Origin of the sequence: Cognatishimia sp. SS12 (genome assembly GCF_028369055.1) — a bacterium.
Taxonomy (GTDB): Bacteria; Pseudomonadota; Alphaproteobacteria; order Rhodobacterales; family Rhodobacteraceae; genus Cognatishimia.
The window spans coordinates 453,489-477,983 of the sequence record NZ_JAQNCZ010000001.1; the positions used below are offsets into that span (position 1 = coordinate 453,489).

Annotated in this window: 25 protein-coding genes; 9 read left to right on the forward strand and 16 right to left on the reverse strand. The window is 58.8% G+C overall.

Going from position 1 to position 24,495, the window contains the following annotated elements; all coding sequences use genetic code 11:
* Nucleotides 1-71: 71 nt before the first annotated feature.
* On the forward strand, nt 72-194 hold the full coding sequence (locus tag N6L24_RS02180) for a hypothetical protein (RefSeq protein ID WP_271843001.1): 123 nt from the start codon (nt 72-74) through the stop codon (nt 192-194).
* 271 nt (nt 195-465) lie between these two features.
* Here N6L24_RS02180 and N6L24_RS02185 read toward each other — a convergent pair whose 3' ends face one another.
* Complete coding sequence (locus tag N6L24_RS02185) at nt 466-1,368, reverse strand: LysR substrate-binding domain-containing protein (RefSeq protein WP_271843002.1); 903 nt, start codon at nt 1,366-1,368, stop codon at nt 466-468.
* 110 nt (nt 1,369-1,478) lie between these two features.
* Here N6L24_RS02185 and N6L24_RS02190 point away from each other — a divergent pair, with 110 nt between their 5' ends.
* A complete protein-coding gene (locus N6L24_RS02190; protein ID WP_271843003.1) occupies nt 1,479-2,765 on the forward strand; it encodes a pyridoxal phosphate-dependent aminotransferase in 1,287 nt (428 codons plus the stop codon).
* A gap of 25 nt (nt 2,766-2,790) precedes the next feature.
* On the opposite strand, the gene N6L24_RS02195 is transcribed toward N6L24_RS02190, so the two are convergent.
* The gene (locus N6L24_RS02195) at nt 2,791-3,243 is read right to left on the reverse strand and encodes an iron-sulfur cluster assembly scaffold protein (RefSeq protein ID WP_271843004.1); all 453 of its coding nucleotides are present in this window, start codon (nt 3,241-3,243) and stop codon (nt 2,791-2,793) included.
* Nucleotides 3,244-3,308: 65 nt separating this feature from the next.
* On the opposite strand from N6L24_RS02195, the gene hisI reads away from it, so the two are divergent.
* Nucleotides 3,309-3,668, forward strand: coding sequence for a phosphoribosyl-AMP cyclohydrolase (gene hisI / locus N6L24_RS02200; RefSeq protein ID WP_271843005.1), 360 nt, complete (start codon nt 3,309-3,311; stop codon nt 3,666-3,668).
* 4 nt (nt 3,669-3,672) lie between these two features.
* On the opposite strand, the gene gluQRS is transcribed toward hisI, so the two are convergent.
* Both gluQRS and trmFO read right to left on the reverse strand, forming a co-directional pair.
* The gene (gene gluQRS / locus N6L24_RS02205) at nt 3,673-4,518 is read right to left on the reverse strand and encodes a tRNA glutamyl-Q(34) synthetase GluQRS (RefSeq protein WP_271843006.1); all 846 of its coding nucleotides are present in this window, start codon (nt 4,516-4,518) and stop codon (nt 3,673-3,675) included.
* A gap of 28 nt (nt 4,519-4,546) precedes the next feature.
* Complete coding sequence (trmFO, locus tag N6L24_RS02210) at nt 4,547-5,890, reverse strand: methylenetetrahydrofolate--tRNA-(uracil(54)-C(5))-methyltransferase (FADH(2)-oxidizing) TrmFO (protein WP_271843007.1); 1,344 nt, start codon at nt 5,888-5,890, stop codon at nt 4,547-4,549.
* A 504-nt stretch (nt 5,891-6,394) separates the two neighbouring features.
* Between trmFO and N6L24_RS02215 the strand changes: the two genes are divergently transcribed.
* The 4 genes from N6L24_RS02215 (at nt 6,395) to rpsI (ending at nt 9,713) form a co-directional block, all read left to right on the forward strand.
* A complete protein-coding gene (locus tag N6L24_RS02215; protein ID WP_442872570.1) occupies nt 6,395-6,826 on the forward strand; it encodes a PaaI family thioesterase in 432 nt (143 codons plus the stop codon).
* A gap of 367 nt (nt 6,827-7,193) precedes the next feature.
* Nucleotides 7,194-8,567 carry an aminotransferase-like domain-containing protein gene (locus tag N6L24_RS02220; RefSeq protein ID WP_271843008.1) on the forward strand — a complete coding sequence of 458 codons (1,374 nt, stop codon included), beginning with the start codon at nt 7,194-7,196 and terminating at the stop codon, nt 8,565-8,567.
* Nucleotides 8,568-8,762: 195 nt separating this feature from the next.
* Nucleotides 8,763-9,224 carry a 50S ribosomal protein L13 gene (gene rplM / locus N6L24_RS02225; RefSeq protein ID WP_271843009.1) on the forward strand — a complete coding sequence of 154 codons (462 nt, stop codon included), beginning with the start codon at nt 8,763-8,765 and terminating at the stop codon, nt 9,222-9,224.
* A 3-nt stretch (nt 9,225-9,227) separates the two neighbouring features.
* Nucleotides 9,228-9,713 carry a 30S ribosomal protein S9 gene (gene rpsI / locus N6L24_RS02230; protein WP_271843010.1) on the forward strand — a complete coding sequence of 162 codons (486 nt, stop codon included), beginning with the start codon at nt 9,228-9,230 and terminating at the stop codon, nt 9,711-9,713.
* Between the two features lie 136 nt (nt 9,714-9,849).
* Here the strand turns inward: rpsI and N6L24_RS02235 are convergent, their stop codons facing one another.
* The 10 genes from N6L24_RS02235 to guaA form a co-directional block, all read right to left on the reverse strand.
* Nucleotides 9,850-10,611 carry an FkbM family methyltransferase gene (locus N6L24_RS02235; RefSeq protein ID WP_271843011.1) on the reverse strand — a complete coding sequence of 254 codons (762 nt, stop codon included), beginning with the start codon at nt 10,609-10,611 and terminating at the stop codon, nt 9,850-9,852.
* Nucleotides 10,612-10,770: 159 nt separating this feature from the next.
* Nucleotides 10,771-11,388 (reverse strand): TetR/AcrR family transcriptional regulator, encoded by a 618-nt coding sequence (locus N6L24_RS02240; RefSeq protein WP_271843012.1) that lies wholly within the window; start codon nt 11,386-11,388, stop codon nt 10,771-10,773.
* The gene (gene ppk2, locus N6L24_RS02245) at nt 11,381-12,250 is read right to left on the reverse strand and encodes a polyphosphate kinase 2 (RefSeq protein ID WP_271843013.1); all 870 of its coding nucleotides are present in this window, start codon (nt 12,248-12,250) and stop codon (nt 11,381-11,383) included. The genes N6L24_RS02240 and ppk2 overlap by 8 nt, the downstream gene beginning before the upstream one ends.
* Before the next feature lie 42 nt (nt 12,251-12,292).
* Nucleotides 12,293-13,180 carry an alpha/beta fold hydrolase gene (locus tag N6L24_RS02250; RefSeq protein ID WP_271843014.1) on the reverse strand — a complete coding sequence of 296 codons (888 nt, stop codon included), beginning with the start codon at nt 13,178-13,180 and terminating at the stop codon, nt 12,293-12,295.
* A gap of 49 nt (nt 13,181-13,229) precedes the next feature.
* Complete coding sequence (metA, locus tag N6L24_RS02255; RefSeq protein ID WP_271843015.1) at nt 13,230-14,153, reverse strand: homoserine O-acetyltransferase MetA; 924 nt, start codon at nt 14,151-14,153, stop codon at nt 13,230-13,232.
* 51 nt (nt 14,154-14,204) lie between these two features.
* Entirely contained in the window at nt 14,205-15,056 is an 852-nt protein-coding gene (locus N6L24_RS02260) for an ATPase (RefSeq protein WP_271843016.1), read from the reverse strand.
* Nucleotides 15,057-15,161: 105 nt separating this feature from the next.
* The gene (locus N6L24_RS02265) at nt 15,162-16,259 is read right to left on the reverse strand and encodes an OmpP1/FadL family transporter (RefSeq protein ID WP_271843017.1); all 1,098 of its coding nucleotides are present in this window, start codon (nt 16,257-16,259) and stop codon (nt 15,162-15,164) included.
* Nucleotides 16,260-16,351: 92 nt separating this feature from the next.
* The gene (locus tag N6L24_RS02270) at nt 16,352-17,230 is read right to left on the reverse strand and encodes a DMT family transporter (protein WP_271843018.1); all 879 of its coding nucleotides are present in this window, start codon (nt 17,228-17,230) and stop codon (nt 16,352-16,354) included.
* A 38-nt stretch (nt 17,231-17,268) separates the two neighbouring features.
* Nucleotides 17,269-18,198, reverse strand: coding sequence for an NAD-dependent epimerase/dehydratase family protein (locus tag N6L24_RS02275; RefSeq protein WP_271843019.1), 930 nt, complete (start codon nt 18,196-18,198; stop codon nt 17,269-17,271).
* A 153-nt stretch (nt 18,199-18,351) separates the two neighbouring features.
* Nucleotides 18,352-19,914: a glutamine-hydrolyzing GMP synthase gene (gene guaA, locus N6L24_RS02280; RefSeq protein ID WP_271843020.1), complete on the reverse strand. Its 1,563-nt coding sequence runs from the start codon at nt 19,912-19,914 to the stop codon at nt 18,352-18,354.
* 294 nt (nt 19,915-20,208) lie between these two features.
* On the opposite strand from guaA, the gene N6L24_RS02285 reads away from it, so the two are divergent.
* Nucleotides 20,209-21,279, forward strand: a complete 1,071-nt coding sequence (locus N6L24_RS02285) for a DUF6456 domain-containing protein (protein WP_271843021.1) — start codon at nt 20,209-20,211, stop codon at nt 21,277-21,279.
* A gap of 4 nt (nt 21,280-21,283) precedes the next feature.
* Here the strand turns inward: N6L24_RS02285 and N6L24_RS02290 are convergent, their stop codons facing one another.
* Nucleotides 21,284-22,732, reverse strand: a complete 1,449-nt coding sequence (locus tag N6L24_RS02290; protein WP_271843022.1) for a catalase — start codon at nt 22,730-22,732, stop codon at nt 21,284-21,286.
* Nucleotides 22,733-22,825: 93 nt separating this feature from the next.
* On the opposite strand from N6L24_RS02290, the gene N6L24_RS02295 reads away from it, so the two are divergent.
* The gene (locus tag N6L24_RS02295) at nt 22,826-23,746 is read left to right on the forward strand and encodes a LysR substrate-binding domain-containing protein (RefSeq protein ID WP_271843023.1); all 921 of its coding nucleotides are present in this window, start codon (nt 22,826-22,828) and stop codon (nt 23,744-23,746) included.
* A 68-nt stretch (nt 23,747-23,814) separates the two neighbouring features.
* Here the strand turns inward: N6L24_RS02295 and N6L24_RS02300 are convergent, their stop codons facing one another.
* A complete protein-coding gene (locus N6L24_RS02300; RefSeq protein WP_271843024.1) occupies nt 23,815-24,363 on the reverse strand; it encodes a peroxiredoxin in 549 nt (182 codons plus the stop codon).
* Between the last annotated feature and the right edge of the window lie 132 nt (nt 24,364-24,495).

A 24,495-nucleotide genomic window follows, 5' to 3' on the forward strand; every position in this document is an offset into this window, starting at 1 on the left:
TTCTTTACACGCTGCGCGCAATATGCGAACAAAAAGGCAACAAAAGGAATGACACAGCAGGAGGCACCAAGATGTTCACTCAGATCAAAACCATCGTGACGAATTCGCAAAGCACGTTGCTGCAGGATGCGATTGGCATGGCGGCCTTGGTTGTGATGCTGCTGGTGGCACTGCACATTCCCGGAGTTGCCTGATTTACCTCTGCCTTGCGCGCGCGGCTGCTCCGGCCAACGTATTCTGCCCCCCAGTTTGATACGTCGGATGTCACTGCCTGTCCCCGGGTTTCCGCTATGTCTGCCTCATAGCCTCACACCGGTTCAGTCCGCGCGCGCATCCTTGTCGCCGCCTTCCTCCCCGGGAAGTGCGGCGATTTTTTTTGCCATCCCAATGCGCTGGTTTCTTTGGTTCCGTGGGGCCTCTGTGCCCGTGCGCTCGTGCGCTCGGGCGCGGAACGGGGCGCATTGATTAACTCAGATGGGTGAGCTCCTGCACCAGCCAAGTGCCGAAGACGTCGATCTGCGTGCTGCGGCTTTTCCCGGATCCAGTTGCGAGCCAATAGGCGTGATCGGTCTTGAACGGGGCCTCATAAGGCACAACCAACCGCCCCTCGCTAAGATCTTCGCGCACAAGAAACGTCGGAACCAGCGCGACACCAAGCCCCGAGATTGCCGCCGCGATCGACAGGTAAAAATCCTGAAAGCCAAAGCCGGTTGCATCGCCCCGTGGGCCTGTCTGATCACTCTGATGGGCGCTCAGCCAGCGTGTCCACAGCTCTGGCCGTGTGGTGGTGTGGATCAGGGGGAGCCGCGCTAGATCGGCAGGGTCAGACAGGGGCTGCGCCGCAATCAGCGCGGGGCTGCACACGGGAACAACGACCTCGTCAAACAGGTGGGCCCAGTTTTGCGCGGCCTCAGAGATGGGGCCCGGCACCACCGCGCCATCATGCCCGCTGGTCGCAAAATCCGGGCAGACATCCGAAACCGACAGGTCAAGGACAAGCTGCCCGTGTTTGAGATGAAACTCTGCCAGACGCGGCGCCAGCCACCGCAGGGCCAGACTCGCCGGGGCGGAGATTTTCAAGACATGCACGCCGCGCGCTGTGGCGTGGCTTGCCAAAGTGGCCCGTTCAATCTGGCCCAATGCCGAACTGGTGTCTTGGTGAAAGGCGGCACCTTCGGCGGTCAGCGACACCCCCGTGCGCGTGCGGATCAGGAGCGTGTTGCCAAGAAAGGCCTCGAGATTCTGAATATGCTTGCTGACCGCGCTTTGGCTGATCTGCAAGGCCCGGGCCGCCGCACTGAACGAGCCTTTGCGCACAACCGCGTCAAAGACTTTTACGGCATTTAAGGGGGGCAGGTTTCTGTCCATAAGTATCTCTTTTTGAGATGGCTGCCCGAGTTTTTTAGCAGTTTTCTGACGAAATTCAGCAATTAATATTCCAAGGGTCAAAGTCTGCGTAGAGATTGGGGATTTCAAAGATGCCACAAGACACATTTTCGCCCGCGCCGGTGCGGTTGATGCCATCGGTGCCTTTGTCACCCACGCTTGAGGCGGACGCCTTGGCGCAAAAGCTGCGCCGGGATGGGCGCGAGGTTTATCACATGGGGTTCGGACAGGCCCCGTTTCCTGCGCCGCAGCGGTTGGTTGATGCGCTCAATATCCATGCCCATGAAAAATCTTATTTGCCGGTGGCGGGGCTGCCGGAACTGCGTCAGGCCGTGGCCACCCATCAGCAGCGATTGATCGGCACCGATCCAGAGGCGGTGGATGTGTTGATCGCCCCGGGCAGCAAATTGATCATCTATGCGGTGCAAATGGCGATTGAAGGGGATTTGCTTTTGCCGGTTCCGTCCTGGGTCAGCTATGCGCCGCAGGCTGCCATGCTGGGCCAAAAGGTCATTCCCGTCGCAACAGACCTGACGCCAGAGGGAATGCTGATTTCGGGTGCCGCATTGGAGCGTACCATCCAAGACGCGAGGGCAGCTGGCCAGAACCCGACAAAAATCCTGCTCAACTACCCCAGTAATCCGACCGGGCTGACCATCCCGCAAGAGCAGTTGCAAGACATTGCAAAGGTGTGTGTTGCGCATGGCGTCACCATCATTGCCGACGAAATTTATGGCCGTCTGGTGTTTGATGGCAGATATCGCTCTATTGCGCGCTATGCGCCGGACAATACGGTGGTCACGAGCGGGCTATCCAAACACCTGTCGATAGGTGGCTGGCGGCTTGGTATTGGTGTGGTTCCCAAAGCGATCACCGGCTTGTTTGAGGCACTGACCGGGATTGCCAGCGAAACCTGGTCCTGTGTCGCGGCCCCGATTCAGATGGCCGCGATTGAGGCCTATCAAGGCCATGAGGACATCGAGGAATTTGTCAAAGACAGCACGGTCATTCACGCGGCTGTCACGCGCTTTGTGGCAGAGGGGCTGCGCGAGATTGGCATTAAGTGCCTTGATGCACAGGGCGGATTCTATCTGTGGCCGGATTTTGGCACCGTCGCTGACCATCCAACTTCAGAGGCTTTGTCACGGGATTTGATGATGCAAGAGGGGATTGTGGCTTTGCCGGGCACTGCCTTTGGCGCGCCCCCCGAAGCGCTGCGGCTGCGCTTGTCGACCTGCGATTTTGACGGGGCCGAGGCGCTGGCGTTTTTGCGCAAAGCGGGCGGTCGACTAACGCCGCAGGACGTGCCGCAGTTTGCACCACGTGTGGCTGCTGCGCTTGATGGGTTTCGTAGGTTTGTGCATGCACAACACGCCTGATCGAGATCGCGCCTGACGGCTGGCGTCAGGCGCAGTCTGATTGCGCGGCCTGATCAAAGGCCTCTAGGCTGGCGTCAAGCGCCAGCAGGATCGAGGCATGGCGGTTCTTGTAGTCGCGCGCAGGGCGCAGAACTTCCAGCCCGTCAAATGGCGCGGGCGGGGTGGGGCCACCCTCTTTTAGCATCAATTTCAGCGCGTCGCGCGCGGCGGCAATCTCATCCCGGCTGCGGCCGATGATATTCTGCCCGACAACCGAGGCGGCCGCTTGTCCCAATGCGCAGGCTTTTACATCCTGTCCAAATTCCGCAACGACACCGTTTTCAACCACCAGATCAACGGTGATGGTCGAGCCGCACAGAGGCGCGCGTTTCTTGACGGTGGCATCGGGCGCAGCCACTCGATCCGTATGCGGCATCTCGGTCGCAAGGGACAGGATCTGCCCTGAGTAAAGCTTGATCAGATCGGTTTCGCCAGACATCACAGTTCCCTTTTGCGCGTCTTTCCTAGATAGAGAGGCTGACGGCAGATGCAAAGGGAAACATCATGACATTTGATCCACAAAGCCTGAAGTATGACGCGGCCGGTTTGATCCCGGCGATTGCGCAGGATGCGGACACCCATGAGGTGCTGATGATGGCTTGGATGAATGCGGATGCGGTGGCCAAGACACTGGAAAGCGGCAAGGTGACCTATTGGTCGCGTTCGCGCCAGCAGTTCTGGATCAAGGGCGAAACCAGCGGTCATACGCAGGCGCTGGTGGATTTTCGCTATGATTGCGATCGGGATTGCATTCTGGTGCTGGTGCGCCAAGAAGGCCCGGCTTGTCACACCAATCGCCGCAGCTGCTTTTACCGTTCGGTGCGCGAGGGTGAGGTCATCGAATTGATGAAGCCCATGGTATAAAGCACTACAAACCAACCATTTTTCGAATGTCGGCCGGGCTGGCCCCGGCAGCGCGATAGGTGGCAATGGCGCGGGCATCATCGCGTTTTGCAAGGCGTTTGCCCGCCGCATCGCGGATCAGATCATGGTGGTGATACTGCGGCACAGCGAGGCCGAGCAGCGCCTGCAGTGCCACATGAACCTGCGTGGCCTCCCACAAATCGGCACCGCGCGTGACCTGGGTGATGTTCTGTGCAGCATCATCCACCACCACTGACAAATGATAGCTGCTGGCCATGCCGCGGCGCACCAGAATGATATCGCCAACATCGCGGATCAGCGCCTCTGCCGTCACCGCATGGGTGCCAGAATAAAGCGCGCCAACTTCGGTAAACTGCAGATCCTTCAGCAGCGGGGCGGCCTTTTCCATATTCAGCCGCAGCACGTCGTCGGGGCCAGCGTCTGCCGGGGTGCGCGCGCGGCAGGTGCCCGGATAAATGCGCCCGTCTGGGCCAAATTGCGGCACGCCTTCTTGCGGGGCCGAGGCAGCGGCCTCAATGTCCGCGCGGCGGCAGCGGCAGGGATAGGTCAGGCCCATGTCTGTCAGCCGCGCTAATGCAGCCTGATAGGCCGCTGTGCGCTCTGACTGGCGCATCACGGGTGTGGGCCAGTCCAGCCCTAACCAGGCGAGATCCTCAAAAATCTGCGCTTCCCACTCTGGGCGACTGCGACTTTGGTCAATATCCTCGATGCGCAGCAAAAACCTGCCACCCGCCTGCGCGGCATCGGCGGCAGCGATCAGCGCAGAATAGGCGTGCCCCAGATGCAGCGGGCCAGTGGGCGAAGGGGCGAAACGGGTGCAAAATTGCAAGGGCGTGCCTTTGGGAAGTTGGTATGGCTCAGCTTTGCGTGCTGAGCCAGTTTTGCCAAGCCTCTTTGGCGCGGTCTGTATAGGCCTTGTAGCGGTCCTTGCGCCCCCGGCGCCCGCCCTTGAGCCCGTCCACGGGTTGAAAAAGCCCGAAATTGACGTTCATCGGCTGAAAGGTCTTGGCCTCGGCGCCGCCGGTGATGTGATGCACCAGCGCGCCCATGGCCGAATTGAGCGGTGCAGTCGGCAAAGGTGTGCCCAGGATTTCCGCCGCTGCCAGACGCCCAGCCAGCAGCCCCATGGCGGCGCTTTCCACATAGCCTTCCACACCGGTGATCTGCCCGGCAAAGCGAATGTTGGGGCGTGATTTCAGACGCATCTGATCATCCAGCAATGTCGGCGAATTGATAAACGTGTTGCGGTGGATCCCACCAAGCCGGGCAAAGGACGCTTCTTCCAGACCCGGAATCATCTTAAAGACTTCGGTCTGCGCGCCGTATTTCATTTTGGTCTGAAAGCCGACGATATTTAGCAATGTTCCCAAGGCGTTATCGCGCCGTAGCTGCACAACCGCATAGGGTTTGTTGTCCGGATCATGCGCATTGGTCAGCCCCACTGGTTTCATCGGCCCATGGCGCAAGGTCTCGCGGCCCCGTTCGGCCATCACTTCGATTGGCAGGCAGCCATCAAAATAGCCGGCGGTTTCGCCTTCGTGAAACTCGGCTTTGTCGGCGGCCAGCAGCGCGTCAATAAAGGCCTCATACTGGTCTTTGGTCATCGGGCAGTTGAGGTAGGCTTTCTGCTCTTCCTCGGTGTCGCCCTTGTCATAGCGCGATTGTAGCCAGGCGATATCCATATTGATGCTGTCGGCATAGACAATCGGCGCGATGGCATCAAAGAACGCCAGTGCATCAGCCCCGGTTTCCGCCTGAATCGCGCCGCCAAGCCCGGCGGACGTCAGCGGGCCGGTCGCGATGATCCAATGGCCCTCGCTGGGCAATTCGGTGATTTCGCCATACGCGACCTGAATGCGCGGGTGGGCCAACAGCGTGTCGGTGACACTCTGTGCAAACGGGTCGCGATCCACCGCCAGCGCGCCGCCAGCCGGCAGGCGGTGCTTGTCCGCCATCTGCATGATCAGGCCGTTTGCAGCGCGCATTTCCCAGTGCAAAAGCCCGACAGCGTTCTGTTCGCTGTCATCAGAGCGAAAGGAGTTGGAACAGACCATCTCCGCAAGATTGCCGGTGCGATGGGCAAAGGTTTCCACCTTGGGGCGCATTTCGTGGATCACCACGTTAAGGCCCATGTTGGCAGCCTGCCAGGCGGCCTCTGATCCGGCCATTCCGCCGCCGATGATGTGCAATGTCTGTGTCATAGGGGCGAAATAGGCCAGTCCGGGCGCTTTGAAAAGGGGCAAGCGCCGCATGGTGGGCGCGCGCTGCGAGGCGCGGTGGTTTTGCGAAGGAGGAAAAGGTATCACTTGGGTCGCTGCGGCAGGAAGGTCGAGGTCAGAGAGAGTTGACCCTGGAGGGACTTTCCACCTGGCAGCGACCCAATCGTGGTCGCCGACATTGTCGGTATGCCGGTTATGGCATGCGGGTGAGGGGCGGACCAGTTCAAATTGGGAAAAAATGCGGCACGAATTCGGAAACAATCGAGATCTCGGACCATTGTTTGAAAATTTTATAAAAATTTGAATGCGTTGCAGGTGGCAGGATGCACGGGCAGCGCGCGGCTTTGCCGCATTTTGGGCCTAATTATGTAATGTCGCGGTTTTCCGGCTGCGCTTTGGTGCCGCAACGTTCCGCGCGCTGCCGGCTTGTGTTTTGCGCGGCGGCTCGCAACCCTGATCATGTCAGAACCAAAGGGAGGATGCGGCGTGACGGCCATGATGACACGAGAGGATGTGACGCGCTTTCTGGCCGAGGTTTTTCCGCAGATGGGGCCTGAATTTGTGATCGATCTGCTGGCACGGGACCGGGCGGTGATGCGGCTGCGCGTCGCGGATCAGCATTTGCGCCCCGGCGGCACAGTATCCGGCCCGTCAATGTTTGCGCTTGCCGATGTGGCGGCCTATGTCGCGACGCTTGCGCGTATCGGGCCCAAGGCGCTGGCCGTGACCACCCATTGCAGTATTGATTTCATGCGCAAACCGGCGGCGGGGCAGGACCTTATCGCTGAGGCCGAGGTTCTGAAGCTGGGCCGCGCCTTGGCGGTGATTTCTGTGCGCCTGCGGTCTGAGGGGCAGCTGGACCTCGTGGCCATCGCCTCTCTCACCTATTCCATTCCCCCGGACAAACCGGCGGCATAAGCGCATTATCTTGGCGGAAAAAAAGCCGGGGCGAACCCCGGCCAAGTAAGCTGACGTCCGACGGGGTGTACGTCCGTCAGCACGGTGGCCGCCGATGCAGCCAATCTCGTCACCGGGAGTGACACCGAAGACGAAAGGCCGACAGAACGCGCAAGCGCCGTCGACACCAAAGCCGAGCTGAGAGGCCGACCGAGGGCGACATATTTCCAACATGGGACCGGAAGAGGGTGGCCCATCCCAAAAACATGTCGTTTTCCTCTTGAGCAAATCAGAGGCTTGCCAGATAATTGTATCAATACAAATACCATGGCGAATTGGTAATCAGTGGGTACAATTTCAAAAAACGTGCGTCTAGGATAATATTGTAATGGATACAAAATGGCAGCCGCAGCAATTGCGTGCAGGCACCGCAAAATATAAGGCTCTGGCCACGGAAATCCGCGATGCCATCGCCTCTGGCACGCTGACGGCGGGGGAAAAACTCCCCCCGGTGCGTGATCTGGCCTATCGCCTCAGCATCACGCCGGGCACAGCGGCACGGGCCTATTCGATCCTTGTGGAAGAGGGCACTTTGGAGGCAGGCGTCGGGCGGGGCACCTTTGTTTCCAATCCGTTTCAAAGCGCCGGGCCACAGGAATGGCCCGAAATCGTCGACTGCCTCAGCCCCCGTATTCCAGACATGGGGCAGGACAAGCTGATCCGGGATTCCCTGCGCCAAGTGGCACAGGATTTGCCGACTAAGGCTTTGATGCAATACCCAAAAAGAGAGGTGAACCGCCCCGCGCGCCGGGCCTTTATGCAGTGGATGGGGGATGCGCCGCTCGGGCATTACACCGAAGATGACCTGGTGATCACCCACGGCGGACAGAACGCTTTGATGCATATCATGCAGGCGGTCTTGCGCGGCCCGGCCCCAGTCGTTCTGGTGGATGAGGTCAGTTATTCCGGCTTTCGCAAAGCGGCCGAACTCTGCCGTGCGCAGGTCGTTGGGGTGCCTTGGGATGGCGAAGGGCCGGATGCCGATGCTTTGGAAAAATTGGTACAATCTACCGGATCGACTTTGTATTGTACCTCATCGGAAATCAATAATCCGACGACACGTCCCACATCGCCAAAACGTCGGCGGGAAATTGCTGCTGTGGCGTTGCGCCATGGGCTGCATGTGGTGGATGACGATTGTTATTACACGGGCAGCCACAGCGCCGAGACTTACCGCGCGCTTTTGCCGGACCTTGGCTGGTATGTCGGCTCGCCGTCCAAACTGGTGTCGCCCGCTTTGCGTGTCGGGTTCACCTTGCCGCCGCGCGGCTGGGTCGGGCAGATGTTGCAAAGCGTGCAGCTGAGCCATTTTGGCGTCTCAAGCATCCTGACCGAGGCGTTTGCGCGCGTGATGACCGACGAAAACCTGCCACGTATCATTGCCAATGTGCAGGGGCGGATCAACGCGGATCTGCGTTTTGTCGTGAAGCAACTGGGCGGCTATCCGATCCGCTGGCGCAGCCATGTGCCGCTGGTCTGGGTCGAGCTGCCGGTGGCCTGGCGCGCGCCTGCCTTTACCCAAGCGGCCAAGGCCGCCGGGGTCGAGTTGAAATCAGCAGATGAATTCACTCTACGGGATGGGCGGGCTGTGCATGCGGTGCGGATTGCGATCAACGGGCAAATTGATCAGGCGCGGTTTCAGCAGGCGGTGATGGTGCTGCGTGACCTGCTGGACAACCCGCCACGCGGTTTTACCACGTAATTTGCCATGATGCGCATGAAAATTTATGGGGTAAAATAATACCTATTTTGTAATTCATTGAAAACAAACAATTAAATTGGCTTTTGTGCGGTTGACTGTCCCTGTGGGGGCTTTATAACCCGCCCATCGCATATTGATGTGTCGACTCGCGCCATGTGGGGCGACCATCTGTCAACCAAACCTAGGTAGACCACCATGAAAACCTTTTCTGCTACTCCGGCAGACATCGACAAGAAATGGATCATCATCGACGCCGAAGGCGTGGTGCTGGGCCGTCTTGCGTCGATCGTCGCGACCCGCCTGCGCGGTAAGCACAAGCCGTCGTTCACCCCGCATATGGACTGTGGCGACAACGTGATTGTCATCAACGCTGACAAAGTTCAGATGACTGGCAAGAAGCGCACTGACAAGAAATATTACTGGCACACTGGCCACCCAGGCGGCATCAAGCACCGCACTGCGGAGCAGATCCTGGAAGGGGCCTATCCAGAGCGTGTCGTGACTGCTGCTGTTAAGCGCATGCTGCCAGGCAACCGCCTGAGCCGCAAAATCATGACCAACCTGCGTGTTTATGCCGGTGCTGAGCACCCACATGACGCGCAATCGCCAGAAGTTGTGGATGTCAAATCCATGAACTCCAAGAACACGCGGAGCTAATCAATGGCTGATCAAATCAATTCTCTGGAAGAGCTGTCCGCTGTTGCAAACGGCGACGCGCTGGTGGCCGAAGCAGCCCCACGTGAGCCGCAGCGCGACGAGCTGGGCCGTTCTTATGCAACCGGCAAGCGTAAAGACGCTGTTGCGCGCGTTTGGATCAAACCAGGTTCTGGCAAAGTCGTTGTTAACGGCAAGCCACAAAACGAATATTTCGCACGTCCGGTTCTGCAAATGATCCTGGCGCAGCCATTCACTGTTGCGGGCGTTGAAGGTGAATTCGACGTTTATGCAACCGTGAAAGGTGGCGGCCTGTCCGGTCAAGCGGGCGCGGTCAAGCACGGGATTTCCAAAGCGCTGCAGCTTTATGAACCCTCCCTGCGCGGCGCGCTGAAAGCCGCTGGCTTCCTGACCCGCGACAGCCGTGTTGTTGAACGTAAGAAATTCGGTAAGCGCAAAGCCCGCCGGTCCTTCCAGTTCTCCAAGCGTTAATCGCTGGCCAAAGACTTTTCAAAAGGGCTGCCTTCGGGCGGCCCTTTTTTTCTTTGGTGTATCGCCAAAATTAGGCGGTGACATTTTGAGTATTTGAGAAAAGGTGAAGCTGCCCTAGCTCTTGGTCAGCGCGCCGCTAATTTTGCATTTCCCAAATCTTTGGCGTCGGAAAATGCGCGGTCTTTGTACAATTTGGCCGATCCAATGGGTGGGGGACATCTGCGATAGAGCCGTCCGCTGATACGCGATCCTTGCGGATATATGTTAGCTCCAGCACATCGGGGATGGTGTGACCGGCCAGGGAAAAATACGGCGCGGTATTGTTTGCGTGGATATGGCACAGCAGGTGATTGGCGTTCAACTGGTTCAGGATCTTACCGAAACGCGCCAACCAATCGGCCTGCCACATCTTATGGAGATCATGAATTTCAAGAAGAATGATGCGAAAGCGGTCAAGCGTGGCGGCTGAGACATGCGGCAGAACATCATATTCTGCACCCTCGATGTCCATTTGAAGGATCAGATCACCGTCGTTCGGGACAGACGCCTTTATCCAACTTGGCAAGGTGACGAAGGGATCCGCATCGCGCGCGCCCAAAAACGTTTTCTGAAACTGCATATTGGGCAGCAAATGATCGGGTTCCTCAACCGATGCATCCATCAGAAAGCAATCAATGCCGCGACGGGCGATTTCATGATCAAAGCCGACGGTATCTGACACGCCGGGCGAAAAAAGCGCGGCGATTCCGTCCAGATCATCGGGCAACAGATAGCCGCCATCATCCTCTGGCCCCAAGCGCACGAGCGGCACATCAATGGCATATGGCGCAAGTTTGGTGAGTGCAGAGGTTATCTTGTCCTGCGGGGCGTGATTTTCAGATGCGCGAAAAGAACCCACTTCGCGGCTTAGGCGCGCGCTTTTACGTTTCCATTTTCTGTTGCGATTGGCGGTTTGTAAGGTGGACCTGAGAGTCGTCAGCATTATGAGCAATCTTATAGCGTTCAAATTACCCCTTAAGGGGAAATACATTATGAAATTTCAGCTATAAGTGTACTCTTAAGCGTCCGGTTTGATCAAGCCGAGACCGCGCAGATAAACGCCGATACCGCTTTCCAGCAGATCTTCGGGTGGGAAGGGGCTTTGGCTGCCGGGTGAATTTCGCGCGAAAAGTTCGACGACCCCGTGGCTCATCGCCCAGATATGCGCGGAAAACATCGTTGCGGGGGGGCGTTTTTCCGGCGGGATATGTTCAGATAGGTCGCTTGCGGCCTGTTCCATCACACTGCGGGCGCGCCCGGCGACGGCGGCCAGCTCGGGCGTGCGATTGACCGAAACGCCGCTTTCAAACATTGCAATGTAATGGCCGGGGTATTTGCGGGCAAAGGCCAGATAGGCCCGGCCCGTCGCCTCAAAACTCGCCAGGGCCGATGGTTTTCCCTTGTCATAGGCGTATTGCATAAGGTCCGCAAAAATTTCATAGCCCTGACGCGCCGCTTCGGCGATCAGATCTTCGCGGCCTTCAAAGTGGCGATAGACCGCGGCCGGGGTGACGCCGGCGGTTTTGGCGGCCTCGGACAGGGTGAAGCCAGTTGGTCCTTTGGATTCAATCAGTTGCAGCGCTGCCTCAACCAAGGCCTGGCGCAGATTGCCATGATGATAACCGCGTTTAGGCATGCCAAATATCCGTGCCGCCGCAAATTTTCGCATCGCACGCGCCGATGGCGGCGCTGTCCTTGTGGGCATAATCCACGCGCGACAGCACGTGGCGCAGCGCATTGAGCCGTGCGCGGCGTTTGTCATCGCTGCGAATAACGGTCCAGGGGGCATGGGCGCTGTCCGATTGTGCAAAAGTCTCGGCAATCGCCTGCGTATAAGCATCCCATTTTTTCAGGCCTTCAACGTCAATCCAGCTGAGTTTCCACTGTTTCAGCGGATCAGATTCACGCGCCAAAAAGCGGCGCAGCTGTTCCGCGCGCCCGACGTTGAGCCAGAATTTGATCAGGATGACGCCATCATCCACCAGCATCTTTTCAAAATTATTCACCTGCTTGAAAAACAGCGCCCGCTCGGCATCGGTGCAAAAGCCAAAGACCTTTTCCACCACACCCCGGTTGTACCAGCTGCGGTCAAAAAACACGAGTTCCCCTGCGGCCGGCAGGTGCGGCACATAGCGTTGAAAATACCACTGGCTCTGCTCAGTCTCGGTTGGTTTGCCCAGGGCCACAACGCGGGCATGGCGCGGGTTCAGGTTTTCGCGGAAGCGTTTGATCGTGCCGCCTTTTCCGGCGGCGTCGCGGCCTTCAAACACAATGGCGATGCGCTGTCCGCTCTCGCGCAGGCTGGCCTGTAGTTTTGCCAGCTCGATCTGCAGCGCGGCCATCTCACTTTCGTAGGCTTTGCGCTTTTGCCGGGCATCATAGGGAAAGCTGTCGTCCAGAATAGCGCCCTTGTCCGCTGAGGCGATGGCCTGTCGGATCGCCGCGGGCGCGGTGTCTTTGTAAAAAGCGCTGATCGCGCCATCAAAGGGCAGCTCCATGAAAACCTCGTTGTTTTCTTTTAATATGGCGGTGTTAGGCGATCAGTTCAACTTTGCCCGTGCGGAAGCGCGGTCAATCGCGTCAATCACGGCGGTTTCGGCGCTGTGGTGCGGCATGTGTCCGATGCCCTCCAGTACCGTGAGATGGGCATTGGGCAGGATGCGCGACAGCGGGCGCGAGTGGATCTCAAGCCCGACGGTGGTGTCCGCATCGCCATGCAGCAATTCGGTGGGGGTGGTGATCTGCGGCAGCCGGGGTTGCAGCGCCTTGATTTCCTCAAGCAGGCCGGCTCGTTGCAGGGCATTTGCGCGCAGCGCGCTGCGGCGCAGGGTCAGGCCAGGGCCAAAGTGCGCGGCATAGCCTTCGGGGGCCGATTGCGGCGCAAAAACGCTTTCGACCTCGCGATTGACCTTGCTTGTCGGCACCCAGGCGGTCAGCACCGGAATGACCAGCGGGCCTAAGAGCGGGTGCGATGTCAGGCCGTAAAACAGGCTCAGCGCGCTGGTCCAGGGCAGCGATGGGGTCGACAGCGCCACAAGCGCCGCAATGTTGTCGGGGTGATGGGCGGCCCAGGCCAGGGCGACCGAGCCGCCATAACTTTGGCCCAGCACAATCGGGGTTTCTGCGCCCAGTTGCGCCGCTGTTTTCTGTAGCAATGTGGCTTGCTGCTGAATGCTGGCCCCACCCATCGGCGCGGTATAGCCCAGCCCGGGGCGGTCAATGGCAATGACCCGGTAGCGGTCTGCCAGTTTGCCCACCAGAGAAAAGGTGAAATCGCGCGCACTGCCGGAGGAGCCGTGGATCAGGACCAGATCAGGCCCGCTGCCACGCACCACCACATGCACCGGATGGCCATCGACCCGCAGGATTTGCCCCTCGGGCGGATAGCGCTTTTCAGCCCGCGCCTCATTGGCGCGGGCCTTGATCATCGTGGCCACTGCAAAGGCGACCAGAAGAAAAGCGCATATGATGAACGCCTTAGCTGCCAATGTTGTTCATGTCGTAATGGGTGGTTTCATAGACTTCGGTGATCCAATTGCCATAAAGCAGATGCGCATGGCTGCGCCAGCGGTTCTGCGGCGGCTGGCTGGGATCATCATCCGGGTAATAGTTCATCGGCACGTTGATCGGCGTGCCCTCGGCGACGTCGCGATCATATTCCTGTTTCAGCGTGTCGCTGTCATATTCGAAATGGTTGAAGATATAGAGCGCACGGTGCTTGCTGTCCTCAACCAGGCAGGGGCCGGCTTCGTCGCTGGCCAGCAGGGTTTTGAGCGCTGGCACAGCGTCAATTTCGGCCTGTTTCATTTCGGTCCAGCGGCTGACCGGAATCACGCAATCATCGGAAAAGCCGCGCAGAAAATGGCTGGACGGGTCCAGATTCTTGTGACGGAAACAGCCAAAGGCCTTGGCGTCCAGCAGGTGTTTTTTTACGCCGTGGAAATAGTTGATCATGGCCATGCCGCCCCAGCAGACCCCAAAGGTCGAATGCACATGGGTCTGCGTCCAGTCAAAGACCTCGCGCAATTCGTCCCAATAGGTGACATCGTCAAACGGCAAATGTTCGATCGGGGCCCCGGTGATGATCAGCCCATCAAATTTTTCGCCCGTGGCTTTGACCTCGGAAAAGGGGCGATAGAATTCGGCCATATGTTCTGCGGCTGTGTTCTTGGTCTGATGCTCGCTCATGCGGATCAGCGACAGTTCAATCTGCAACGCCGTTGCGCCAATGAGGCGGGCGAATTGATTTTCTGTCTGGATCTTTTTTGGCATCAGGTTCAGCAGGCCAATCCGCAGTGGGCGGATATCCTGCCGGGCCGCTTGATCTTCTGCCATCACCATGACGCCTTCGCGCGAAAGCACGTCAAAGGCAGGCAGGTCTGAGGGCAGTTTGATGGGCATTGGACAGTCTTCTTTTATGGTGGAAGGGGTTATGTAGGGCAGGCGGCAGCGTCACTCAAGGGCGCTTGCGATCAGCGCGTCAAACTCTGACGGGCTTGTGACTTTGGCCAGATCTTCAGCGCGCAGGGTGATGCCCCATTTGGACATCGCCTCATAGCGGGGCTGACGATGGGCCAGAGCCTTGGCATAGGTCCAGCGCACAAAAGCATCCGGGTTCACCTCGTCAGGGGCGCAGCCCTCGCTTTGCAGATATTCGTTCCAGCGATCAATCAGGAAATCCGGCTGATAATACATCGGCTTTGGCGCTTTATCAAAGCGGCGGATCAACTCATCCGTATGGGCGTCAGACCCTTTGATCCAGACCATTAACGCCGTCTCGCTTAGCATCTTTAGGATCGGATCTTCGGGATCTTCTGGGTTCACCACCTCGCAGATCGAGCCGCCGGTATCGCAAACGAAATGGTCATAGCCATACAGCTCATGCGCCCGCGCAACGAAATGCGGCGTGTCGTTAAGTGCAGCAATTTCAGCTTCGCGGTGTTGATTTTGGCGGCGCAGATATTCTTCAAACGGCACACCGCCGAGGTCGGGATTGCCGGGTTTGCCTAAATAGGTGCTGAGGGGGGCGAGATTGTTGAAAGTGATGTTAGAGCCGATGTAAATGCTGTCACTCAGCAGCAGCTCACGCAGAAACGGCACTTTCATCGCTTCGGCTTTGGCGTTGTCCGCGATGTGTTCGCCCATGTATCGGGTGCCAATCCGGTAGTCGACCGAATAGTGAAACCAATCACCGGAGTCGCGCAACATGTTGGAAACATGGGTTTTCCCCAGGCCTGACATAGCAAAGAGAAGAACCTTTTTTTGCGGCGCGTCCCGCCAGTCGCTTGCGGAGTTGTAAAGCATCTACCCGACCCTGTTGGTTTTACTTGTAGGTAGCGGGCAGGCCGCGCCGGGTCAATGTCATGCAGCAGGACCACCGCGCCGATCCGGGCGCGATGGTCGTGATTTTCAAAAGCGGAAACGCACTTTGAGACCCGCGCCCCAGGCGCTGTTGTCACTGAATGACGCCGCGGTTGCCGGTGAGATGGATGCCAGCGTTGTATCTGCATCGCCCAGCCAGACGTGGCTGACGCCGCCGGTGATCTCCATATTGCCCTGCTTGTAGGTCGCGCCAATGGTGACACCGGATTTTCCATTTGTGGGTTTCAGGTTCGAAGAAAAGCCGGACACCCGCGGCTCGTGCATTACCGAAATAGCCCCGGACCAGTTTTCATTGAAGCGGCGGCCCACGCCCAAAGTATAGGTGATGGTGTCAGAGCTATAGGACACAAGCGGCACGGTGGTCGCGGCAACATAGCCCGGTGGGGAAATGTCAAATTCCGACCAATCCACCCAGCGCGCGCTGCCAAACAACAACGTGTCTTTGGCGATGCCAGTCTGAAATTCCAGGTTCAGCGATTGCGGGGTTTCGGTGGACAGGCTGTTGGTGCCGGGCACGGGGCCGGTTTCGACGATGGTCCAATCGTGCTGGATGGCCGAATTATAGGTCAGCGCGACGCGCAGCGCGATATCCGGCCGCTCATAGGCCACCCCGGCGACATAGCCAAAGCTGCCATCATTGTCGCTGCTGGCGGTGTAACCGGCCACAAACGGCAGGGAGGCCGCGGCCTCCAGCGTCTGATAGCGCAACCCGCCAAAGACACTGACATTGCTGTCGGTGGTGTATTTGATCAATCCGGTGAGGGCTTTGCTGTTCAGCGTGGCTGTGGAGCCTGCGGCAAAATATCCGGTGCCGCTGGGGTAGGCCACGTCTGCGCCAAAGGGTTGATCAAAAATCAACGCCGCCGACAGGCCCGTGCCCAGATCCTGTTTATAGGCCAGACCTGTCTGAAAATACCGCTCGCTCATGTCACCTGAGGCAACGCCCGTCGTCACCGCCACGCCGGTGCCAGAAACGCTGGGATCGACCACGCCAACGCTCAGTTCAACCAGATCGCCCTGTTCAAAAAGGATGCTGGCCGATTGTGTGGTTCGCTCGACCCCGCCAGCCATTGCGCCGCTGGCAAGAACCCCAATTGCCGCTGCACCTGTCAGTGCTTTTTTCATGTCACGCCTCCCCGCGTGTTATTGCAGTTCGGGCACGCTAGGAAACGGTGGGCTTTGGGGTCAATTGGTGACTGCGCGTTAAACTGATCAGTCTAACGCAAAGTCAACTTGGCGTTGTTTTTGGATTCTGTGATGATGTTCAAGTAGTTACCCGCGAAAATCAGAACAGCGCCAAACAGTACGCTCAGTTGTAGAGGTTCCGCGTAAAGCAGCGCGCCCACCAAAGCGATCACTGGTAGCCTGACAAAGTCGATGGGCGAAACAACCGATGCGGGTGCCAGTGACAGCGCGGTCGTCATGCAAAAATGCGCTGTGACGCCCGCGAGCCCGATCAGAACAACCAAGGGCAATATGGCCAAGGATGGCAACGTGATCTGCAGGTCGTATCCCGTGGCAATCAACCCAAATCCGCTTTGCATCAGGGTAAGGTAAAACAGGATGGCATAGGTGCTGTGGCGCGCGGTCAGTCGTTTGGTAAAGATCACGGTCAGCGCAAAACAAATGGCGCAGGCCGCCGCTGGCAGAATGCCCGGCCCCAGACCGCCGACACCAGGCTGCGCGATGATGAGGATGCCAACAAAGCCGATCAGCGCCGCCAAAAGCCCCACCGCGCGGATCGGCCGCCCCAGCAAGAATGGCGACAGCAGCAAGACCCAGATCGGTGTGGTGAACTCCAGCGCGAAAAGCTGCGCAAGCGGCATCAGTGTCAGCGCATAAAACCACAGGTTCTGCCCAGCGAAATGCGCCAGATTACGCATGCCATGCAGGCCCAGATCCGCGCGGGTGATAGTGTGAAACTGCCGCTTCAGCGCGATCAGGCCGATGACGATCAGCAGCCCGATCAGGCTGCGGTAGGTCATGATTTCGAAGGTATCCAGTTCAGCGCTGGCCTCGCGCCCGGCAACGGCCATGACGGAAAAGGAAACAATCGCCCCTGACATCCAAAGCGATGCCCTCAAAAAGTCACTCATGGTTGCCTCACTCCGCCCGCGGCGACTGTGGGGGCAATTCAGACATCGGTCAAGTCACCGGCGCGCGCCCGCGGCACGGTGAGGCCTAGGGCCTCCTTGGCTGAATATTTTGGCTGCCAGCCGAAATCCGTCGGAGCAAGGCGCAGGGGCGCAAAAAAATTGTCGTAAAGATAGGGGCGGCGCAGCACTGTGGCGCTGGCTTTGAGCAGCGGCAGCGGCAGGGGAAACAGCCGCTCAGGCCGCCCCAGAGCCTTGCGCAGCGTTCGCGCGATGGTGGTGGCGGTCAGATCATCGTGATCGCTGGCCAGAATATCCTGCGGCGCGTTCGGGTCCAGGATGCAATGGCGGATCAGGTCTGCAAGGTTTTGCACCGCCATCATGCTGCGCGGCGCGTTGCAATAGGCAAAGGGCAGGGGCGCAGCGCTATCGCAGAGTTTGTGAAAGCGCCGCCACAGCCCCGGCGCATGCGGCCCGTAGACCAATGGCACACGCAAAATCGTGGTGCGCATGCCGCTGGTGCGCACGATCTCTTCGGCTTCCAGCTTGCCCTGCGCATAAGGCGAATTCGGCGCAACGGGATGATCAAAAGAAATGACCTGATCCGAACTGCGCAGCCCATAGACCGCCACGGTCGACAGAAACACAAAATGCCCGACGCCCGCCGCTTCGGCCTGCGCAATCAGCGCAGCAACGGCGTCACGATTGTCGCGGCGATGCTGCGCAAGCGCAGTTTTTTTGTCGTCGCGCCCATGCACGCGCGCGGCGCAATGCACGACGGCCTTGGCCCCGGTCAGCACCTTGGACAGATCGCCGATATTGCCAAGATCAAAGCCGTGCACCAGCCCTTTGGCCGGTTTGCGTGTCAGGCCAACCGGGTATTCCCCGGCTTCGGCCAAGGCGCGCATCACATGGGTGCCCACAAAGCCAGAGGCACCAGTGACAACGATATGGTTCTTTTGGGGGGACATGCCGGCTGCTCGCTTTGTTGCTTTTGCCACATCTACAAAATGGACGCCGCCTGACAAAGAGGGAAAAGCCGCCATGCACCGCAAAAGCAGGCGGCGCGCAAAGAAAAAGGCCGCGCGCTGATCTGCGCCCGGCCTTTTGTGTCTGTCAGGGATTTATTCCCACTCGATCGTGCCCGGAGGCTTGGAGGTGATGTCATAGGTGCAGCGGTTGATGCCCTTGACCTCATTGATGATCCGGGTGGCGGTTTCGCCCAGGAATTCATGGCTGAAGGGGTAATAATCCGCGGTCATGCCGTCCACCGAGGTCACAGCACGCAGGGCGCAGGCATAGTCATAGGTGCGGCCATCGCCCATCACACCCACGGTGCGCACCGGCAGAATGGCCACAAAAGCCTGCCAGATATCGTCATAAAGACCGTGCTTGCGGATCTGGTCGATAAAAATCGCATCTGCTTCGCGCAGGATGTCGAGCTTTTCGCGGGTGATTTCGCCCGGACAGCGGATCGCCAGACCCGGCCCCGGGAAGGGATGGCGGCCAATGAAACTGTCCGGCAGCCCCAGCTCGCGGCCCAAAGCGCGCACTTCGTCTTTGAAGAGCTCGCGCAGCGGCTCTACCAGTTTCAGGCCCATCTTTTCAGGCAGACCACCGACGTTGTGGTGCGATTTGATTGTAACCGAAGGCCCGCCAGAGAAGGACACAGATTCGATCACATCGGGATACAGCGTGCCCTGCGCGAGGAATTCGGCCCCCTCGATCTGGTCCGCGTATTTCTGGAACACATCGATAAAGAGCTTGCCGATAATCTTGCGCTTGGTTTCCGGGTCAGATTGGCCTTCCAATTCGCCCAAGAACAACTCGGTTTCATCGGCGTGGATCACCTGCAGGTTCATGTGATCGCGGAACATGCCGACAACTTCCTGCGCTTCGTTCTTGCGCAGCAAGCCGTGGTCCACAAACACACAGGTCAGCTGATCGCCAATCGCCTCGTGGATCAGCGCCGCCGCGACAGAACTGTCGACACCGCCAGACAGGGCGCAGATGACGTTTTTGTCGCCGACCTGATCGCGGATCGCCTCGACCATCTGTTCGCGATAGGCCCCCATCGTCCAGTCGCCCTTGAACCCGGCGAGACGCACGAAGTTTTCATATAGCGTTGCGCCGTTGGGCGTGTGGTGTACCTCAGGGTGGAATTGCACAGCATAGAAGTTGCGCGCAAGATCGGCGGTGATGGCATAAGGCGCGTTTGGCGAGGTGCCGTAGACTTCAAAACCGGGCGCGATCTCAGAGACATGATCGCCATGGCTCATCCAGACCTGTTCGGTCTGCTCAAGGAACCAGCCTGCCAGCAGGTCAATGCGCTCTTCGCTTGGGGTGACATGGGCGCGGCCAAATTCGGCGGTGCCATGGCCGGACTGAACGGTGCCGCCCAGTTGATGCATCATCACCTGTTGCCCATAGCAGATCCCAAGGATCGGTACGCCGTAGTCAAAAATTTCCTGCGGCGCGCGCGGGCTGCCCTCGCGGGTCACGCTGTCAGGGCCACCGGAAAAGATCACGGCCTTGGGCGCAAAGCTGCGCACGAAGTCCATGGTGACATTCTGATAGGGGTGTATTTCACAATAGACATTCAGCTCACGCAGGCGGCGCGCGATCAGCTGCGTCACCTGGCTGCCAAAGTCTATGATAAGAAGGCGGTCATGGGATGTCTCTGTCATGCAGGCCGCATAGGGCAAAGCGGGCGTTGAGGCAAGATTGTTTCAGCCAATATGCAAAATCATCTGTCGCCTTTGCGCGCCTTTTTCGCAGCCGGGCGGAGTTGAGAAATTTTTCTTGCCAAAATTCGCACGGGTACGGGACAGTGTTACACAACTTAACAGGGTGTTGCGTGACAGGCGTGCGGGCGCGCGCCGTGCTCTGGAACCGTTTACGATTGGGAAACAATCTTTCCAATATCCAGCGGCGCTGCGCTGCCGGAGGATATGCAAATTTCAGACCAATCGGGGGCAGGTATGTCAACAGAAGTAAGCCGCGCGAATGAGACGGGTAAAGTACCGGGCTGGGTGCCGGCCTATGCGGTACGGTATTTGGAGCACACAGAAAAAGGCGTTTCAATTCGGCAGCTTGCAAGGAATTCACAATGTCATGCCTCCACGGTATTGCGCCAGATAAGGCGGGTCGAGGCCCGGCGCGAAGATCCGCTGATCGACGAGGCGCTGGTGCTGCTGGGCAAACATGTTCAGGCCGATGACGGTCACAGCGCCGCCAGTTTGGCGCAGGTCGGGCGCAACGCTTTGCCCGAGGGGCCGCCCAGCGAGGAGAGTTTTGACAACGCCGCGCGGGAGGTCCTCTCAAAGTTGAACCAGCCCTCCGCAGTGTTGGCGGTTGCCGTCGACATGGAAAAGGGGGTCGTGGTGCGGGACGGTGCGGATGGCGTGCCCGAACGTATGGCGGTGGTCGACCGGGCCATCGCGCAGGCTTTGGCGCTGAAAGACTGGATCAGCTGCCAGACCGCGGCCCGCATTAGCCGCTATGAAATCACCCCGGCGGGCCGCGATGCGCTGGCGCAGTTGCTGGCCGCCGGTGCAAATGTCGCCCTGCGTGATGCGGCCGACGCGGCTGCGGCCACCTCGGTGCGGTTTCACAGCCAGGAAAGCCCCCTGACCGTCCTGGCCCGGCATCGGGACCGAGAAGGCAAACCGTTTATTTCACGCGATCTGGTCGCCGCCGGCGAACGCCTGCGTGAAGATTTCGAATTGGCGCAGATGAATGGTGTCTTTGCCGCTGATATCTGTGGCTGGCTGGCCGAGACCCGCGCCTCCCGTGACACCTCGGCGGACCATACGGCGGGGCATCAGGTGCAGAACGCCGCAGATCGCCTGCACCGCGCCTTTGAAACTTTGGGCGAGGGGCTGGCAGACGTGGCGCTGCGCTGCTGCTGTTACCAAGAGGGGCTGGAGCAGGCCGAGCGCAGCCTCGGATGGCCCGCGCGCTCGGGCAAAGTGGTGCTGCGCATTGCATTGGCGCGCCTTGCCGCACATTATCAGGCCGCCCGACAAGAGCAGGGCGACCTGATCGGCTAAGGCGTCAGCCCTGCATCGCCATGCGCGCCGTGCGGATGCCATTGGCGTAGGCCGGGCTGATCTGCTCGTAATGGGTCAACACGCGGGCAATGGTTTCTTCTTTCGCGCCCTGCATCGCTTCTGCGGTGTTCTGATACAGCCGCGCCCGCTGCGCGTCGTCCATCAGATCGTGCAATGCCCGGGCCTGACTGTAATCATCATTGCCTTCGCGATGATCAAACCGATCTGCATCGCCTGACACCGCCAGCGGGGGTTCGGCAAAATCGCGGTCCTCGCGCGGGGCACCTTCGATCGAATTGGGTTCGTAATACACATCCGGGTTGCCGGTGCGCCCGCCGGTAAAGTTCATCTGGCCATCTTTGTGATAGTGATGCACCGGGCATTTGGGGGCGTTGACGGGCAGGGCCTCGTAATGGGTGCCAAGGCGATAGCGATGGGCATCTGCATAAGAAAAGATGCGGGCTTGCAGCACTTTGTCTGGGCTGAAACCGACCCCCGGCACGATATTGGAGGGGCTGAAGGCCGCTTGCTCAATTTCGGCAAAGTAATTGTCCGGGTTCCGGTTGAGTTCAAATTCCCCGATGGTGATGGGCGGAAAATCCGCATGCGGCCAGACTTTCGTCAGATCAAACGGGTTGAAGGCGGTTTGCGCGGCCTCAGCTTCGCTCATCACTTGAATCTGTAGGGTCCATTTCGGGAAGTCACCGTCTTCGATCGCCCCAAACAGTGCCTCTTGATACCCTTCGCGGGTTTCGCCGATCTTGGCACCGGACTCCGCATTGGTCAGATGTTGGTGCCCCTGCTGGGTTTTGAAGTGGAATTTCACCCAGGTGCGCTCCCCCTGATCATTGATCAGGCTGTAGGTATGCGAGCCATAGCCATTCATGTGCATGGGCGTGGTCGGGCAGCCGCGATCCGACATCAGGATGGTGACCTGATGCAGCGCCTCTGGGCTGAGCGACCAGTAATCCCACATTGCTTCGGCGCTGCGCATATTGGTGCGCGGGTGGCGTTTTTGCGTGTGGATGAAATCAGGGAACTTGTAGGGGTCGCGCAGAAAGAACACCGGGGTGTTGTTGCCTACCAGATCCCAATTGCCGTCGTCGGTATAGAATTTCAACGCAAAACCACGCACGTCGCGTTCGTTGTCCGCTGCGCCGAGCTCTCCGGCCACGGTGGAAAAACGCGCCAGCATCGGCGTGGTCGCGCCTTTTTGCAGCGCTTTGGCTTTGGTGTATTGGCTGATGTCTTCGGTGATACGCAACGCACCATAGGCCCCCCAGCCTTTGGCATGTACCACGCGCTCTGGAATGCGTTCGCGGTTTTGATGCGCCAGCTTTTCAATCAGCTGATAGTCCTGCAGCAGCACCGGGCCCCGCGCGCCGGCGGTCATGCTGTTTTGGTTGTCCGAAACCGGGGCACCGGCGGAGGTGGTCATTGTTTTCTTGGTCATGGGTCACTCTCTACAAATCTGATACGCGCAGGGTCGCAGGATAATGTGATAATATCCAATTGTAGTTTTTCATGAGTTTGATAGGAAATACTTATGAATGTGACGCTAAAACATCTGACCTACTTCGCAGCTTTGGCCGAGCATCGGCATTTTGGTCGCGCGGCAGAGGCGTGCCATGTCAGTCAGCCCGCCTTGTCGGTTCAGATCCGCGATCTGGAGCAGGCCCTGAACGGCCCGCTGGTCGAGCGGCGCACCCGTGACGTGACCCTGACCCCCTTTGGTCGCCAGACCTTGGCCGCCGCACAGCGGATCTTGCAGGAAATCGAAGCGCTCGAGCGGGCGGCGCGCTGGCGCAAAGGGCTGGCGGGGTCGCTGTCGCTTGGGATGATCCCGACGATTGCGCCTTATCTTCTGCCCGGGGCGCTCGCCGCGCTGCGCGCGCGCGACATTTCGTTGGATGTACACCTGCGCGAGGGCAAGACCGAGCGATTGATTTCCCTCTTGCATGCCGGGCATCTGGATGCGGCGGTCATGGCGCTGCCTTCGGGGGGCGAGGGGTTGGTGGATATCCCGTTGTTTGAAGATCGCTTTTTGCTGGCCGGGACGCCCGCGCAGCTTAAGGCGCTGGATCACGCCAGTGATGGGCTGCACCCAGAGGCGTTGCAACCGCATCGCCTGATGCTGCTGGAAGATGGCCATTGCCTGACCGATCAGGCACTTGCGGTCTGTGGACGTGGCCGGGGGCACAGCCAAATTGACATGGGGGCATCGTCGCTGCCGACGCTGACCCGTCTGGTGGCGGCCGGGTTTGGCCTGACATTGCTGCCCGAACTGTCGATTGCCGATGAACAGAGCGCCACACCCGAGATTGCGCTGCGCCGCTTTGCTGATCCGCAGCCCGCGCGACACATCGGTCTGGTGCGCCGCGCCGGGGTCAGTGATGCCGGGTGGTTTGACGCTTTGGCGGCTGTTCTTCAAGACGTCGGTCAGGCGCTGGTTGCGCAAACACGCTGACCAATAGAAACGAAAAAAGCCCGCGCAAGGCGGGCTTTTCAGATGATTTTTCCAGAGATACCTGTGGCTTATGCCGCGGCTTCGTCTGCCTTGGCTTTCAGGTGCTTCAGCAGGTTTTCTGGGGAGCTTTCGCCATAAGGATCTTCTGGGTGGTTGTCATCACGGCCTGGCTCTTCGAACCATGCTTCGACCACACCATCGTTGACGATGGCCGCATAGCGCCAGGAGCGCATGCCAAAGCCGAGGTTGTCTTTGTCAACCAGCATCCCGACTTTGCGGGTGAACTGGCCGGACCCATCCGGGATCACTTTGACGTTTTTGATGCCCTGCGCTTCGGCCCATTTGTTCATGACAAAGCTATCGTTCACGGACATGCAGTAAATCTCGTCGATGCCCTGCGCTTTGAACTCGTCAAAGCCGTTTTCAAAGCCCGGCAGCTGATAGGTAGAGCAGGTCGGGGTGAACGCCCCTGGCAGCGAGAACAGGATCACGCGCTTACCAGCGAAGTAATCATCGGTGCTCATGTCCTGCCAGCGGAAAGGGTTTGGCCCCTCAATGCTTTCGTCGCGTACGCGGGTGCGGAAGGTCACTTTGGGCAGTTTTTGGCCTGCAAACATCATGATGTCCTTGTTTTGAATTTCCATTGAGGTGCGATTTAAAATGATTCTAATCTTACTTCAATTGCTCGGCCGGGTTTTCCTGTTGATCTGCGGCAATATTGAACAGCCCGCGCGCGATATTTCAGCACT

Bases quoted from the DNA above. Each gene is read 5' to 3' on its own strand.
- metA (WP_271843015.1), bottom strand. From the start codon at position 14,153: ATGCCCATCAAACTGCCCTCAGACCTGCCTGCCTTTGACGTGCTTTCG.
- N6L24_RS02265 (WP_271843017.1), bottom strand. From the start codon at position 16,259: ATGAAAAAAGCACTGACAGGTGCAGCGGCAATTGGGGTTCTTGCCAGC.
- rpsI (WP_271843010.1), top strand. From the start codon at position 9,228: ATGGCTGATCAAATCAATTCTCTGGAAGAGCTGTCCGCTGTTGCAAAC.
- N6L24_RS02285 (WP_271843021.1), top strand. From the start codon at position 20,209: ATGTCAACAGAAGTAAGCCGCGCGAATGAGACGGGTAAAGTACCGGGC.
- N6L24_RS02195 (WP_271843004.1), bottom strand. From the start codon at position 3,243: ATGTCTGGCGAAACCGATCTGATCAAGCTTTACTCAGGGCAGATCCTG.
- N6L24_RS02240 (WP_271843012.1), bottom strand. From the start codon at position 11,388: ATGCCTAAACGCGGTTATCATCATGGCAATCTGCGCCAGGCCTTGGTT.
- N6L24_RS02260 (WP_271843016.1), bottom strand. From the start codon at position 15,056: ATGCTTTACAACTCCGCAAGCGACTGGCGGGACGCGCCGCAAAAAAAG.
- ppk2 (WP_271843013.1), bottom strand. From the start codon at position 12,250: ATGGAGCTGCCCTTTGATGGCGCGATCAGCGCTTTTTACAAAGACACC.
- N6L24_RS02185 (WP_271843002.1), bottom strand. From the start codon at position 1,368: ATGGACAGAAACCTGCCCCCCTTAAATGCCGTAAAAGTCTTTGACGCG.
- N6L24_RS02300 (WP_271843024.1), bottom strand. From the start codon at position 24,363: ATGTTTGCAGGCCAAAAACTGCCCAAAGTGACCTTCCGCACCCGCGTA.
- N6L24_RS02190 (WP_271843003.1), top strand. From the start codon at position 1,479: ATGCCACAAGACACATTTTCGCCCGCGCCGGTGCGGTTGATGCCATCG.
- N6L24_RS02295 (WP_271843023.1), top strand. From the start codon at position 22,826: ATGAATGTGACGCTAAAACATCTGACCTACTTCGCAGCTTTGGCCGAG.
- N6L24_RS02180 (WP_271843001.1), top strand. From the start codon at position 72: ATGTTCACTCAGATCAAAACCATCGTGACGAATTCGCAAAGCACGTTG.
- guaA (WP_271843020.1), bottom strand. From the start codon at position 19,914: ATGACAGAGACATCCCATGACCGCCTTCTTATCATAGACTTTGGCAGC.
- N6L24_RS02250 (WP_271843014.1), bottom strand. From the start codon at position 13,180: ATGATCAAGGCCCGCGCCAATGAGGCGCGGGCTGAAAAGCGCTATCCG.
- N6L24_RS02220 (WP_271843008.1), top strand. From the start codon at position 7,194: ATGGATACAAAATGGCAGCCGCAGCAATTGCGTGCAGGCACCGCAAAA.
- N6L24_RS02275 (WP_271843019.1), bottom strand. From the start codon at position 18,198: ATGTCCCCCCAAAAGAACCATATCGTTGTCACTGGTGCCTCTGGCTTT.
- hisI (WP_271843005.1), top strand. From the start codon at position 3,309: ATGACATTTGATCCACAAAGCCTGAAGTATGACGCGGCCGGTTTGATC.
- rplM (WP_271843009.1), top strand. From the start codon at position 8,763: ATGAAAACCTTTTCTGCTACTCCGGCAGACATCGACAAGAAATGGATC.
- N6L24_RS02270 (WP_271843018.1), bottom strand. From the start codon at position 17,230: ATGAGTGACTTTTTGAGGGCATCGCTTTGGATGTCAGGGGCGATTGTT.
- trmFO (WP_271843007.1), bottom strand. From the start codon at position 5,890: ATGACACAGACATTGCACATCATCGGCGGCGGAATGGCCGGATCAGAG.
- N6L24_RS02290 (WP_271843022.1), bottom strand. From the start codon at position 22,732: ATGACCAAGAAAACAATGACCACCTCCGCCGGTGCCCCGGTTTCGGAC.